14 protein-coding genes are annotated in these 14169 nt (G+C 65.2%); 8 read left to right on the forward strand and 6 right to left on the reverse strand.

The annotated features are described in order from the left end of the window. Nucleotides 1-185: 185 nt before the first annotated feature. From HTIA_RS00010 to HTIA_RS00020, 3 genes are all read right to left on the reverse strand, one after another. Nucleotides 186-1952, reverse strand: a complete 1767-nt coding sequence (locus HTIA_RS00010; protein WP_008525307.1) for a cbb3-type cytochrome c oxidase subunit I — start codon at nucleotides 1950-1952, stop codon at nucleotides 186-188. Between the two features lie 131 nt (nucleotides 1953-2083). Further along, a complete protein-coding gene (locus HTIA_RS00015) occupies nucleotides 2084-2356 on the reverse strand; it encodes a DUF6684 family protein (protein ID WP_008525305.1) in 273 nt (90 codons plus the stop codon). 68 nt (nucleotides 2357-2424) lie between these two features. Continuing rightward, nucleotides 2425-2814, reverse strand: a complete 390-nt coding sequence (locus tag HTIA_RS00020; protein ID WP_008525303.1) for a DUF7541 family protein — start codon at nucleotides 2812-2814, stop codon at nucleotides 2425-2427. Nucleotides 2815-2959: 145 nt separating this feature from the next. On the opposite strand from HTIA_RS00020, the gene HTIA_RS00025 reads away from it, so the two are divergent. Next, nucleotides 2960-5578 carry a DUF7527 domain-containing protein gene (locus tag HTIA_RS00025; RefSeq protein ID WP_008528571.1) on the forward strand — a complete coding sequence of 873 codons (2619 nt, stop codon included), beginning with the start codon at nucleotides 2960-2962 and terminating at the stop codon, nucleotides 5576-5578. Between the two features lie 67 nt (nucleotides 5579-5645). Here the strand turns inward: HTIA_RS00025 and HTIA_RS00030 are convergent, their stop codons facing one another. After that, the gene (locus tag HTIA_RS00030) at nucleotides 5646-5951 is read right to left on the reverse strand and encodes a hypothetical protein (protein WP_008525301.1); all 306 of its coding nucleotides are present in this window, start codon (nucleotides 5949-5951) and stop codon (nucleotides 5646-5648) included. Nucleotides 5952-6114: 163 nt separating this feature from the next. On the opposite strand from HTIA_RS00030, the gene HTIA_RS00035 reads away from it, so the two are divergent. Continuing rightward, nucleotides 6115-7503, forward strand: coding sequence for an adenylosuccinate synthase (locus HTIA_RS00035; RefSeq protein WP_008525300.1), 1389 nt, complete (start codon nucleotides 6115-6117; stop codon nucleotides 7501-7503). Between the two features lie 15 nt (nucleotides 7504-7518). On the opposite strand, the gene HTIA_RS00040 is transcribed toward HTIA_RS00035, so the two are convergent. Beyond that, nucleotides 7519-8613: a Gfo/Idh/MocA family protein gene (locus HTIA_RS00040; RefSeq protein ID WP_008525299.1), complete on the reverse strand. Its 1095-nt coding sequence runs from the start codon at nucleotides 8611-8613 to the stop codon at nucleotides 7519-7521. A gap of 109 nt (nucleotides 8614-8722) precedes the next feature. Between HTIA_RS00040 and HTIA_RS00045 the strand changes: the two genes are divergently transcribed. The 6 genes from HTIA_RS00045 to corA all read left to right on the forward strand — a co-directional run bounded on the left by HTIA_RS00045 (nucleotide 8723) and on the right by corA (nucleotide 12807). Then, nucleotides 8723-8917, forward strand: a complete 195-nt coding sequence (locus HTIA_RS00045) for a methytransferase partner Trm112 (protein ID WP_008525298.1) — start codon at nucleotides 8723-8725, stop codon at nucleotides 8915-8917. A gap of 33 nt (nucleotides 8918-8950) precedes the next feature. Then, a complete protein-coding gene (locus HTIA_RS00050) occupies nucleotides 8951-9508 on the forward strand; it encodes a DUF7524 family protein (protein WP_008525297.1) in 558 nt (185 codons plus the stop codon). Nucleotides 9509-9556: 48 nt separating this feature from the next. Beyond that, entirely contained in the window at nucleotides 9557-10036 is a 480-nt protein-coding gene (locus tag HTIA_RS00055) for a DUF7523 family protein (RefSeq protein ID WP_020935870.1), read from the forward strand. Nucleotides 10037-10100: 64 nt separating this feature from the next. Then, a complete protein-coding gene (gene cysS / locus HTIA_RS00060) occupies nucleotides 10101-11591 on the forward strand; it encodes a cysteine--tRNA ligase (RefSeq protein WP_008525294.1) in 1491 nt (496 codons plus the stop codon). 77 nt (nucleotides 11592-11668) lie between these two features. Continuing rightward, nucleotides 11669-11833 carry a hypothetical protein gene (locus tag HTIA_RS16745; protein ID WP_008525292.1) on the forward strand — a complete coding sequence of 55 codons (165 nt, stop codon included), beginning with the start codon at nucleotides 11669-11671 and terminating at the stop codon, nucleotides 11831-11833. Further along, a complete protein-coding gene (corA, locus tag HTIA_RS00065) occupies nucleotides 11830-12807 on the forward strand; it encodes a magnesium/cobalt transporter CorA (RefSeq protein WP_008525291.1) in 978 nt (325 codons plus the stop codon). Before HTIA_RS16745 ends, corA begins: the two co-directional genes overlap by 4 nt. 25 nt (nucleotides 12808-12832) lie before the next feature. On the opposite strand, the gene HTIA_RS00070 is transcribed toward corA, so the two are convergent. Continuing rightward, the gene (locus HTIA_RS00070; RefSeq protein ID WP_008525290.1) at nucleotides 12833-14074 is read right to left on the reverse strand and encodes a tripartite tricarboxylate transporter permease; all 1242 of its coding nucleotides are present in this window, start codon (nucleotides 14072-14074) and stop codon (nucleotides 12833-12835) included. Nucleotides 14075-14169 lie beyond the last annotated feature (95 nt).

Genomic DNA, 14169 nt, shown 5'->3' on the forward strand with positions numbered 1-14169 from the left:
TCATGCTCGCGGCGCTGGTCGCGATCGCGCTGATGATGGGAATCGCCGCGTTCATGCTCGTCCTCGGGTGATCTTTCCCAGAACCGAGCGCCAGCTCGGTGTCGAGTGGGTCACAGTCGAAATAGAGCCCGTCGCAGTCGGAATGCCGCCTGAATTTGCCGAGTCGATATCTCGAATTTTCGACGTCAGTCGCTGCTCGTCTCCGGAGTGCCGCCGTCGGCACGAACCCCGTCGTTCTGTGGTTCGCCCCCGTCGGCAGCGGTCAGGCGGTCCTCGTGCCAGGCGAACTCGCGGGTGAACAGGCCGTCGTCCTTGAGGTCCCACGGATCGCCGTCCGTCACCTTTGGACCGTCGAGCCACGACTGGAGAACGTTCCAGACGAAGACGAGTTGGCCGACGAGCAGGATGAGTGCGCCGACGGTGGCCGCCTGGTGCAGCAGCGTGATCACGTCGAGCGGGCCGACCGTGATCGCGTCGTAGGTGGCGTACCGCCGGGGCATCTCGACGTAGCCCAGCAGAATCATCGCGAAGAACGTCACGTTCGTACCGACCATCGACAGCCAGAAGTGCCACTTCCCGAGCGTGCGCTGGTACATCCGGCCGGTGAAGATCGGGAACCAGTAGTAGATCCCGGCGAACACCGCGAAGGCGATCGCCCCCATGATCACGTAGTGGAAGTGCCCCACGACGTAGTAGGTGTCCGTCAGGATCAGGTTGACCGGGATCGCCGCGAGGAAGACGCCGGTCACGCCCCCGATGATGAAGTTCGCGACGAACCCGATAGAGAACAACATCGGCGTGTTCAGCCTGATGCGGCCGTTCCACATCGTCGTGATCCAGTTGAACGTCTTCACCGCGCTCGGTATCGCGATCGCCAAGGAGACGGCCATGAAACTCGCCCGGAGTCGCGGGTCGATCCCGGTCGCGAACATGTGGTGGGCCCAGACGCCAAAGGAGAGGACGCCGATCGCCAGCGTCGAGTAGACGACGAACTTGAACCCGAAGAGTTTCCGACCCGAAAAGCGCGGGATGATGTAACTGATCAGTCCCATCGGTGGGAGCACCAGTATGTACACTTCGGGATGGCCGAAAAACCAGAAGAGGTGTTGCCAGAGGATCGGATTCCCGCCCTCGACGGCGAAGAACATCGTCCCGAGGTTCCGATCGAGCAACAGCATGATGAGCGCGCTCCCCAGCAGCGGGAACGCGAAGATGATGATTCCCGACTGGGTGAGCATCGTCCAGGAGAAGATATCGAGGTTCGCCCAGGAGACGTCGTCACCGCGTTCGGTGAAGATTGTGACGATGAAGTTGATCGCCCCCATCGTCGCCGAGACGCCGGTCAGATGGAGCCCGAGCAACATCAGGTCCGTACCGAAGTGTGCCTGCTCGACAGAAAGCGGTGCGTAAAGCGTCCAGGAGGCCTGGGAGGGAGCGATCCCGGGGATGAGAAAGCCGGCCCAGATGAGCAACGCGCCCGGCGGCAACAGCCAGAAGGCGATCGCGTTGATCCGGGGGAAGGCCATGTCGTCGGCCCCGATCAGCAGTGGGATGAAGTAGTTGCCGAAGGCCGCCAGGATCGGCGTCCCGAACAGAAACAGCATGGTGATGCCGTGGCTGGTGAGCAACGCGTTGTAGAACTGCGGGCTGACGATATTCGAGGCCGGCGTCGTCAGTTCGAGCCGCATCACGACGACGGCGAGCCCGCCGACCGCCAGCGCGATCAGCGCGAACGCACCATAGAGGAGGCCGATGTCCTTGTGATCGACTGTGGTGAGCCACCGGAGCACGCCGCCCGGTTTCTCCCGGTGGCCGTACCCACTTTCGCCGACTGTCCCGCCGCCAGCCGGCGACGCATAGCTTCGCCAGTCTTCGATACGCGTGAGAAACGCCGCGACCCCGACCAGCAACACCCCCATCAACACCGTCAATGCCAGCTGTTCGCCTGCCATGGCCCACGTTCCGGGAGAAATCCACTAAAAGGGTGCGTTAGAGGCATCATTCGCTCCCGGTTATCTCCATTGGAGCGAGGTGGCCGGTATACCCTCCAGCCTGCATGGACTGGGGTACGCTGTTCCGTCGGTCACTCCCTGGATCCGGAGACGACGCCCGGCGGCTCCTCGGATTCGCCGTCGGCCTCGGCCCGCGAGACGGCCCGCCCGGCGTAATAGGACAGCACGCCGAGCAAGACCATCATCGAGCCGACGATCGCGAGTTGGAGGCCGGAGGCGACGCTGTTCCAGCCGAACGGGTTGGCGACGACGAACGCGACGAAGAAAAACGACAGAATTCCGAGCGGAATCGCGTTGACCGTGAGATCGAGCACCGTCTCGCGATCGAGTTCCCCGAATTGCATGAATGAGCGTTCGTCGACGGAGATAAATAGGCTGTTGAAACCGGAAATCGACGGTCGATCGGGCCGACTCACTCCGAGACGAGACCCACGATCCCGACTGCGAGCAGAATTACACCGGCTCCCGTGATCGAGAGTCCGCGGCCGACGATGCCGTTTGGCTCAGTGAGGAGTGAGGCAACTTCGACCGTTCCGGGGTCGATCTGTGTGGCGACGACGATACCGCCGAGTACGACGAAGACGACGCCGAGACCGGCTATCGGCCGCCAGAGGTTGCTCGCGTAGCGCGACTCCCGGAGGATGCCGGCGACGCTCGCCCCGAGAAGGAGAATACCGCCGACGGCGACCGGATACAGCCCGATGAATACGCCGAGTTCCGAGAGGGCGAACCCGAGTGCGACGAACAGCGGCCAGGGACTGGCCCGCCGACTTGGCGTCTGCACGTTCGTCTGTTCGCTCATGGACGATAGTGCAGTGGTGACCTCAAAGGTCCGTCGGAGGTGACAATGCCGGCCGGGATCGTCTCGCGGATGCCCCGGGTGGTACAGGGAGCATCCCCGCGCGCTGGCGCAAAGTATATGCCGCGCATGCGACTTGTTCGTGACAATGACCACACGAGCGCTCGAGCGCGTCGACGACTGGGAGACGCGTTCGTACACCGGGGGTTATCGCGGCATCCACGACCTTGCGGACCAGGCGTTCTCGGGCGTGGTCCGCGCGGGGACGGCGACGCTGTGTATGCTCAACGGCACCGTCGTCGGCGTGCTCGACGGGACGATCGAGGACTTCGAAGCGGCCGATGGAACGGCCTACGTCGCGCCGACGCCCGCCCTGCCACTGCTGGCCGTGATGCAGGAGCGTAGCGACGAGGTGCGGGCGAAATATTACACCGAGGACACGCCGCTCTCGAAGGTCGACAGGACGCTCGAAGACGGTGGGTTCACCGGCTTCGTCGAACTCTCCGAGAACGTTCTCAGCGGCGACTACTACGTCGTTTACCACGGTGGTCGTTCGATGAGCGTGGCGTTCGTCGGCGAGCGCGGGCAGCTTCTGACCGAAGAGGAGGCCTTCGAGCGCGCCGACGGCGAGGTCGGTATCTACGAGGTTCGGCCCGTCGAGATCGACGTCATCGACGTCCCGGAACCCGAACCAGACACATCGTCGTCGGCCGCTGTCGGTGCACCTACCGGAGACTCGGCCGCTGGTGGGGCCGATGCGGACAGCGAGTCTGTTGAGGACGCCACAGCAGTCGATGCCGAGGCGGCCGAGGAAACCGACATTGGCGACGACAGCGACGACGAGTCGGCCGACGGGGCGACCGATCGAGAATCGGCAGGGGAACCGCCAGCACACGAGGAGGATACGGCCGAGGAGAGTGCGTCAGAGCCGGACACTGATACTACGTCCGGGGACCACGGGACTGACGATTCGGCGAGTAGTGACGATTCGGCGAGTAGTAACGATTCGGCGAGTAGTGCTAGCACGCCGCGCGCGACGCCCGATAACGTGGAGACCTCCTCACGTGTGCCGGACGGCGAAGCGGAGACTGACGAACGCACTGGGACCGATCGACCGACGACAGAAACCCAGCACTCTGCGGGCTCGGATCGCGCCCTGTCACGGACCGACGAGGCGGACCAGGCTACCGAAACCCGGTCCACACCAACCGACGAGGCGGACCAGGCTACCGAAACCCGGTCCACACCAGCACAGTCAGAGCCCACCGACCAACCACGCCGGTCGACCGATCGCTCGCCCGCGCCTTCCGGATCAGAATCACAGTCTGCCGGACGGACGGACGCCGGCGATCGGCGGACTGAGTCGCCGTCCTCGAGCCATCCCGGGGCGAAGGCGGCGTCTTCGGGCCGTTCCAGTGAGACGGCCGAAGGGCGAGGGCTGTCCGAATCGGCCGGTGACGCGTCTGATCTCGAAATACGCACGATCCCCTCGCTCGATCCGGCACAGTCCTGGGGGGCGGACGAGGACGGCCCGCAGGCCAGTACGGTTCCCGTCCCGCCGGTCGAATCCAGCGCTTCGACAGTTACCCGCCAGCGACCGTCTGAGGGGCGCTCGGATCGCACTCCATCGGGCGATCGGTCGTCGGCGACTGTCGAGGGGCAGTCGAGGCCGAGGAACCGAACGGCGGTCTCGGAGTCGAACGGCCGGTCGACGGCTGGGGCCGACGAGACACGCCAGGAACCCAACGAGACAGGGGTGGCGACCGGGCAAACCGAGGACACAGGTGGGACGACCGATGCGACCGACGAGCGGGTGGCCGCGCTCGAAGAGACCATCGAGGAGCGTGAGGCGCGAATCGACGATCTCGAGGCCCGCGTCGAGAACGCCGAATCGAAGCGTGACGAACTCGAGGCCGAACGTGACGAGCTCCGCGAAGAGCTCTCGGAGGTGCGTTCGGAACTACAGTCTCTCAAAGAGGAACGTGACGCGTTAGCGGCCCAACTCGACGGTCTCGACGTCGGCACCGACGGTGTCGAGCGCCGGATGAGTCGCCGGGAGGCCATCGAGGGGACGAACCTCTTCGTGCGGTACGGCTCGAAGAGCGCGCCCACACTCGCGGCGGCCCGTGAATCCGGGGCGAGCCAGTCGGACGTCAAGGAGAACCTCTCGGTCGAGTATCACACGCAGTTCGAGGTCGACGGGACGCTCGTCGAAGGTCAGCCCTTCGAGGAGTTTCTGGAGGCGACGATGGAACACCAGTTCGTCACGTGGGTCGTGACGGAACTCCTCTTCGAGATCCGCGACACCGGCCATCGCGAGGCGCTTGCGGACCTCTACGATGCCTTGCCCCACGTCGACCGCGTCGAACTCAACGGGTCGGTGGGTGTGGAGTTCGACGAGGACGGCCAGACCAAGCGGTCCCAGGAATCGTTCGACGTCGTCTTCCGGGACCGGATGGGCAACCCGCTTCTCGTCGCCAACATGAACGACTCCCGGCAGGCCGCGACCGAGAACCAGATGAACTCGCTGGTTACCGCCGCGACGCGGGTGGGCGACACCAGCGACTCGCTCGCGGGGGCGATGTTCGTCACGTCGAGTTTCTTCGAACCGGCCGCCCTCGAGACGACGGCCGACGCGACCGGCGGCGGGCTGCTCAGTCGCGACAAACGAGAGAGCTTCGTGAAACTCTCGCGAAAACAGGGATATCACCTCTGTCTGGTCGAGGCGCGCGACGATCAGTTCCACATGGCTGTCCCGGAACTCTGAGAGCCGTCGCTCGAAAATTCGAGAAAGACCAACTGACACCCTCTAACTCTTGGTGCGTCTCGTGAATTCAGCCTTCGACTTCGGCCGTGTCCTCGATTTTCATTCCTTCGAGCTTTTCGATGGTCTGGTCGACCTTGCTGTCGAGGTCGTCGACGAACTCGTGGGTGTGGTCGGTCGTGATGGCACCCTGGCTCGAGGGCTCGATGAGGTTCTCCTCTTCGAGCACCCGCAGCGAGTAGCGTACCTTGTGGTGGGGGTAGCCCGTCTCGTTGGACATCTTCACGATGCCGATCGGTTCGTTCTCGATGACCATTCGGAGAACCTGGAGATGCCGCTCCAGCATGTCGACTTCCTTTTCGAGCCTATCTATCATGGCACGTGTTAACTTGTGTCCGTACGGTTTAAAGGTTGCTGTCTAGTACGCCGAAAACAACTGTACAATTTTCGTGCCCTGGCGATATAACGCTTGTGATAGAGTGACTATCAGGACGCGTCGACCGTAATCTGTTTATCGGGGTGGAAAAAACGGGCGAGTGATGACCGTTACGATCGTTGGGTCACAACTCGGCGACGAAGGGAAAGGCCGAGTCGTCGACCTCTACAGCGACGAAGCCGACGTCGTCGTCCGGTACCAGGGCGGGGACAACGCCGGCCACACGGTGTGTCACGGCGACGAGGAGTACAAGCTGTCGCTGGTTCCCAGCGGCGCGATCCGGGGGAAGATCGGCGTCCTCGGGAACGGCTGTGTGATCAACCCGCGAACACTGTTCGACGAACTCGAGATGCTCCGGGAACGGGGACTCGATCCGGACGTGCGTGTCGCCGAGCGCGCACACGTGATCATGCCCTTCCATCGCGTCCTCGACGGGATCGAGGAGGACGTCAAAAGCGAGGACGACCAGGAAGTCGGGACCACGGGCCGCGGGATCGGCCCGACCTACGAGGACAAAGCCGGCCGTCGTGGCGTCCGCATCGGGGATCTACTCGACCCGGACGTGCTCCAGGACCGACTCGAGTACGTCGTCCCCCAGAAGCGGGCGATCGCCGCGGACGTCTATGGACTCGACGTCGACAACCTCGAGGAGTATCCGAACGCCTTCGACGTCGACGCCCTCTTCGAGGAGTTCAGGGAATACGGGCGTCGGATCGAGCGCGAGGACATGGCTGTCAACGCCGGTGCGTTTCTGACTGAGGCGCGGGACTCGGGGAAGTCCCTCATGCTCGAAGGAGCCCAGGGGACGATCATCGACATCGACCACGGGAATTACCCCTACGTCACCTCCTCGAACCCGACAGCCGGCGGCGCGACGGTCGGTACGGGTCTCAGCCCGGGCGTCATCGGCGATGGCGAGGTCGTCGGTATCGTCAAGGCCTACCTCACGCGTGTCGGCAGCGGCCCACTTCCGACCGAACTGGGCGGCGTCCCCGGCGACACGCCGGGATACGACGGTGACCCCGACAATCCCCAGACGGAGGCCGAAGAACTCGCGACGGTCATCCGCGAGGCGGGCGACGAGTACGGCACCGTCACCGGTCGGCCGCGTCGCGTCGGGTGGCTCGATCTCCCGATGCTCCGCCATTCGACGCGCGCCAGCGGGTTCACTGGCCTCGCCGTCAATCACGTCGACACGCTGGCGGGACTTGACGAACTGAAGGTCGCCGAAGCCTACGAACTCGACGGCGAGCGACTCGAGACGATGCCCGCGACCACCGAGCAGTGGGCCGACTGCGAGCCGGTGTATCGGACCTTCGAAGGCTGGGACGATCAGGACTGGGAGACGGTTGCCACCGACGGCTACGAGGCGCTCCCGGCGAACGCTCGTACCTATCTCGAGTACGTCAGCGACGAACTCGACGTTCCGATCTACGCGATCGGCGTCGGTCCCTCGCGTGAGGATACGATCGTTCGCGAGACGCCGTACTGAGCGTCCAACGTCGCACTACTTTTCGCTGGCCGGCCCGACCTCACCCGCTTTGACCATCGCCTCGAAGGGGTTGTCCTCGATTTCCAGCGGGAAGTCGACGCGCCCACGCTGGCGGACCGACTCGTAGCCACCGAAGATGATCTCGGCGGTGTTCAGTCCGTTGTGCGCCCGGAGTTCTGACTCGTGGTCGCTCCCAAGTGCCTCGATCACGTCGTCGATCGCGCGCTGGTGATAGGCGTTCGCGTACTCGTAGTCGCCCGTCCCGGCGTGATGGAGCGTCTCGCCGTCCACGTCGACCGTCTCCCATGTCCCCGACTCAGACCGCCGGACTTCCAGCATCGGCCCGTCGTCGGCGTCGATTCGGATCTCGCCGTCGCTGCCGACGAGGTGGAACGCGGCCCCGACCAGATCGGACGGTTCGCCGGTCGAGAGCAACCCCTGTACGCCGTTGTCGTACTCCCAGTGGGCGAGCATCTGGTTCTCCTGGTGCATGCCAAAGCGGACGTCTTCCTTCCGGTAATCGAGCTGGGCCAGAACCCACTTCGCTCGGGGCTCGCCGGCGAACATCCCCGCGAGGTCGATGCTGTGTGCGCCGGTGTCGTAGAAGTCGTCCCACCCGATCTCGACCCGCCGGAGGTCGCCGATCTCACCCCCCTCGAGGATTTCTTTCGCGGCCCGAAACGGCCGGCCGAACCGACGCATCCGGTGGAAGGTCAGCTGGGCGTCGGCCCGCCAGGCCTCCCCCGCCATCCGCTGTGCGCCGGCCCACGTCGCGGCCATCGGCTTCTCGCAGTGGATCGCCTCGACGCCGCGACGAGCGGCCGCGACTGTGAGTTCAGTGTGAGCTTCGGGCGGGACCGTCAGGCTCACGACGTCCGGCTCGATCGCGTCGAGCAGTTCGATCGCGTCGGTGAACCGACCGTCCGCGGGCAGGTCGAACCGGTCGCCGAACGCGTCGACGCGCTCTCGGTGCCGGTCGGCCGCGGCGACGAGTCGTGTCTCGTCGTTGCGCTCGTAGGCTTCCGCGTGGCGATACGCCATCGACCAGCTCTCGACCGTCGGGCTCTCGGGTGCCGCTCCCGTCCCGACGACAGCGACGTCGTAGGTCATCGTCCCGGGCGAAGAGTGGCGTACCTATCGGCGTTTCGGGGACGGCTGTCTCCGTGAAAATATCCGACGCGAGCGGCACGTTTTTGCCGCGGGGGATGTAGGTAGAAGTATGCAAGAAGACCTGATGGACATCATCTGCTGTCCGCTCGATAAGAACGAACTCGAACTCGACGTCACCGAACGCGAGGACGGAGAGATCGTCGCGGGGACCCTGACGTGTACTGACTGTGGCGAGACGTACCCGATCGAGGACGGCATCCCCAACCTGCTCCCGCCGGACATGCGCGAGGACGCACCGGCCTAGAGCTTTTTTACCGGTCCCGCCGGAGAGACACGTGTGGTAGACCCGCTGCCCGTCCACGTCAACCGCGAAGAACTCCACGACATAGCGGTGCCCACGTCCTTCGAGACCACTGGACCGTTTGACATCCGACTCGTCAACCACGGCCAGCCGCTACACGTCCACCTCCACCTCGACGACGATCTCTCGGCCGTCGCAGAGATCGAAGCGACCAACCACTACGTCGACGGAGAGACCGAGCGCCGGGTCTCGGTCTCGGTCCGCGACGGGGCCACCGTCCGTGGGAAACTCAAGGTCGTCAGCGGCTACGGCGCACAGACCCGCTACGTCGACGTGATCGTGACTGAACCGGACGAGCAAGAGGGTTCGGTCCGAGTCGACGAATCGCTCGCCGAACCCCAGCCTGTCGAGACCGAACAGCCGGACAGCGCCCTCGCCCAACAGCCCATCGTGCCGGTGGCTGCCCTGGCTGTCGGTGCCCTCGTCGTCGCGGCCGGGATCGCCTTCGCCGTCCAGGCGTTCGTCGTCGGTCTGGGTGCACTCGTGGTTCTGGCTGGCGTCCTCGTCGCGATGTACGTTCTCTTCGTCGAGTGAGTGCTCTCTCACAGTACCATTATGGGGCTGACCCCCGGAGACGGAACTATGACGCTGGCAGCCAGAGCCCGGGAAGCCGCTCGCGCCCGTCCGTTCGTCTACGAGGGACTCCGTGCGGGCGTCATCAACTATTCCGCCGCCGCGCGGCTGCTCGATGTCGGCGACGAGGAAGCGGTCGCGGCCGCACTCCGGCGATACGCGGATGAGCTCCCCGACCGCGATCTGTCGGACGGGTCGGCGCGAGTCACGATGCACAGCGGACTGGGCGTGCAGGACAGCGAGTCGGACGGGGCTGTCGAGGGACTGCTCACGGTCGGCGAGACGACCTACGTCCAGGACGCGGGGTCGCTGACCGGCGTGGCCGCCACCGGCGACGTCGACGCGCGGTCGCTGGCTCGCGTGCTCGGCCGACTCGACGCCGAGGGCGTCGCCGTTGCGGCCGCTGGCGTCGCCGACGGACGCCTCCTGATCGTCGTCGAGCGTCGGGACGGGCCGGATGTGGTCCGCTTCGTCGAGGAGGCGGTGTGAGCTGCCGTTCGATCCTCAGCGCGCTTCGACGGATTGAAGCGCGCGCCCCGTCGAGCGTCCCACGATGACCCTGCGCGTGACGAACACGCTTTCGGGCGAACGTGAGGACTTCGAGCCACAGGATCCCGAGGACGTCCTCCTGTATTACTGTGGCCTCACGACGTCCGATCCGCCACACCTTGGCCACGCCCGCGGGTGGGTCCACGTCGACGTGATGCACCGCTGGCTGTCGTGGCTCGGCTATACGGTCCACCACGTCGAGAACTTCACGGACGTCAACGAGAAGATCGTCGCCCGCGTCGGCGAGGCCGGGTCGAGCGAGGCCGACGTCGCCCGAACCTACATCGAAGACGTGATCCGGGACATGCGGTCGCTGAACCTCAAGCGCGCCGAGGTCTACCCCCGCGTTTCCGAGCACGTCCCCGAGATCATCGACCTCGTGGAGACGCTGATCGACCGTGAGTACGCTTACGAGGCGAACGGGTCGGTGTACTTCGACGTCACCGCCTTCGAGGACTACGGCGACCTCTCGAATCAGACTGTCGACGAACTCGACGCTCAGGGCGACCCGGACGAACGTGGCGAGAAGCGCCATCCCCAGGACTTCGCACTCTGGAAGGCCGGCGGCGTCGACCCAAGCGACGTCGAGACCCATCAACACGAGGGAGCTGCTCCCCCAGAGACGGCCTGTGAAACAGCCCAGACCTGGGATTCGCCGTGGGGCGAGGGACGGCCGGGCTGGCACGTCGAGTGCTCGGCGATGAGCATGACGCACCTCGGAGAGACTCTCGACATCCACGTCGGTGGCCAGGATCTGGTCTTTCCCCACCACGAGAACGAGGTCGCCCAGAGCGAGGCCGCGACGGGCCAGCGCTTCGCCAACTACTGGCTGCACGTCGGGCTGCTCGAGACCGGCGACGAGAAGATGTCCTCTTCGCTAGGGAACTTCGCAACCGTCGAGGAGGCAATCGCGGAGTACGGCCTCGGCGTCGTTCGAACCTTCCTGCTGTCGACGGCCTATCACAGTCGCGCGACCTACACCGAGGAGACGCTCTCGGAGGCTCGCGAACGCTACGAGACGCTCGAACGTGGCTACGAGCGTGCCGTCGAGGCAGTCGACAGCGCCGACGCGACGGTCAAGACGACCGACGACGCGCTCCGAGAAGCCGTCGAGACGGCCCGCGAAGAGATCCCGCGTGCGATGAACGACGATTTCAACACCCGCAAGGCGCTGGCAGCGCTGGTCGAGTTCACGACTGCGGTCAATCGCCACGTCGACGAGTCCGGGACTTACGATTACCGTGGCCTCCGCCGTGCGATCGAAACCTACGACGAGTTCGCGGTCGGCGTGCTGGGGCTGCCGCTGGGCGACGATGGCGACGACACCGGCGACGTCCGCTTGGCCGAGGATCTGGTCGAGCTCGTTCTCGACGTCCGGGAGGCCGAACGCGACGCCGGCAATTACGAACGTGCAGACGAATTGCGTGACGAACTCGCCGCGCTCGGCGTCGAGGTCGAGGATAGCGACGGCGGCCCGACCTATCGGCTGCCCTGAGACAGTCACCGACTCGACCGTCTCGGTCGCCGCTGTCTGACGCGAACGCTTTTGACGTAGCCGTTTGAGGGGCAGATATGCGACTGCTGGCTGTGGGTGTCGTCCTTTCGCTGCTCGGGCTCGGCGGGTACGTCGCGGGCGTGGTCGTCGCCTATCCCGGACGATCGTTCACGATCGCCGTGGTCATGATCGGTCTCACTCTCGTTGCGATCGGCCGGACGCCGGGGGAGGGATCGGCGTGATCGAGTCGCTCGTCTACGACGGGACTGGCGTCGAGTCCGTCGAGGACCTCGCGGCCGCGCGAACGGCCGACGGGACGACCTGGGTCCACGTCGAGGACGCGAGCGACGCGGAGATCGACGCCGTCGCCGATGCGTTCGATCTCCACGCGCTGGCCATCGAGGACGTGCGGAACAACGTCCGGGCGAAATCCGAGGAGTTCAGCGCCTACACGTTCGCCCTGGTCAAGACTGCCCGCCTCACGCGGGGCGAGACCACCTTCGAGGAGGAGATCGACGACGAGCCGGTTGGCCTCTTCATCGGCGACGACTGGCTCGTGACCGTCGCCACCGGCAGCGCCGACCCGGTCGCTCGTGTTCAGGAGAGCGTCCGTCGTGGGGACGAACGGCTGCTCGAACGCGGGCCGGACTTCACTGCCTATCGCCTGTTGGACGTGCTCGTCGACAGTTACTTTGAGGTCCTCGAACACCTGGAGGGCCAGATCGAAGCGATCGAGGACGAGGTCGTCGAGTCGCCCGATGCCGACTTGCTCAGCGATATCAACAGCGTCCGCCGGGAGCTTCTGTCCTTCCGGAAGGTCGTCTGGCCCGTTCGCGAAACGCTGGCCGTGCTCGCCCGCGGCGACGTTCGCGCGACCCGGGCGGACACCCAGAAGTACTATCGGGACGTCTACGACCATCTGGTCCAGTTGGTCGATTTACTGGAAACGTATCGTGATCTGGTCGTCGGGACGCGGGACATCTACCTCAACGCCCTCTCACAGTCGACAAACGAGGTCATGAAGGTTTTGACCGTCGTCGCCACGATCTTCATCCCGCTCACCTTCGTCGCCGGCGTCTACGGGATGAACTTCGCCGACAGCGCTTACAACATGCCCGAGTTGACCTGGGAGTTCGGCTATCCGGCGGTCATGCTCGGCATGGCTGGCGTCGCGGCGCTGATGGTGTTTTACTTCCGGCGGCAGTCGTATCTCTGAGCTAGTTTTCGGGGGAATATCCGTCTCATACGCCGAGGATCAGCGGGCCGATCAATACGCCCATCAGTGACACACGCCGGGCACCCAATCTTGCAGGGATTAACCCTACCAGCGTGCTGACGGCGAAGACGGCAACGCCGATCGGCCCGGCGAACAGCCCCGAGAGCACCGCCAGTACGCCCAGAACGACAACTGACAGCCTGGTGTGATCCAGCTTTCTGACTAGCCTGAGATACCAGTCGCCGACCACTACGACGAGGACGAATCCGACCGCCGCCGCGATGAGGACGGCCGCGACCAGCAGGGGCCACGCAAGCGGCGCTCCTGATTGATCGAGTGCGACGAGCACACCGGTCCGTGGGTTGCCGAACGCGATCAGCGCACAGAGTGCAAAGAGGGTGTTCGACGTATTCACGCCGCTGGTGGTCACGACGAACCCGCGGCTGCCGTACTGCGACGGCGCGCTGACGAGCGCGAGCGTCGCCGCGATGGCACTGGAGACGCCCGGCAGGTAGCCCACGATCGCCCCCGAGACGGTGCCCAGCAGCGCGAGCCCGCCGACCGACGTTCGCGTGGTCCGTACGGTCGGATCGTCCTGGCTCGGGACGCCAGATCCCCGCATCGCGTCGATCAGCACTGGCGCGCCGAACAGCCCGCCGAACAGCGGCGCGAGCATGCTTCCGACCGGGAGAACGCCCTCGGCGGGCACGTCGAGCGTGACGACGCCCAGGGCGGCGCTGGCGAGAAACGACAACAGCGCGGCCTTTCGGGCGTGATTGGTCGGCTCCGTCGCGATGACTGCGGCTGCGATGGCCGTCAGCACGACTGGCAATCGCTCGGCGAGAACGGGATAGACTTCGAGCATCACGAGCGTCACTGGGACCACGAGTGGGAGCGCGAAGACGACGGCGAGTCCGCTGCCCAGCGCCGAAAGTCGAAGGGCCTCGCGACCGCGGCCGCCGAGGACGAGGCGATGGCTGGGTAGTGCACTTGCGGCCATCGCCGGGTCCGGGACGCCAAGCGCCAGCGCGGGCACGAAATCCAGAAACGTGTGGACGACGCCGGCGGCGAGCATGGCCGCCCCGACCAGTCGCGGCGGGGCGGGCACGCTCGGGGCGACGGCTGCCAGGAGCAACGCGAAGTTGTTCGCGTGTAGCCCCGGCGTCAGGCCGCTGATCGTTCCCAGACAGATCCCGGCGGCGATGGCCACAATGGCGAGGGCTGTGGCTTCCGGGGCGATCGCGAGTCTGACGCCGAGATCGAACACGGCAAGAGTGGTCGCTCTCTGTGACTTAAACTCCCGCCAGGTAGGCTGTCGGCGCTCACGTGCCGGGCAAAAGCAACCCGTTAAGTGAATCCACG

The sequence above is a fragment of the Halorhabdus tiamatea SARL4B genome (genome assembly GCF_000470655.1).
GTDB lineage: Archaea > Halobacteriota > Halobacteria > Halobacteriales > Haloarculaceae > Halorhabdus > Halorhabdus tiamatea.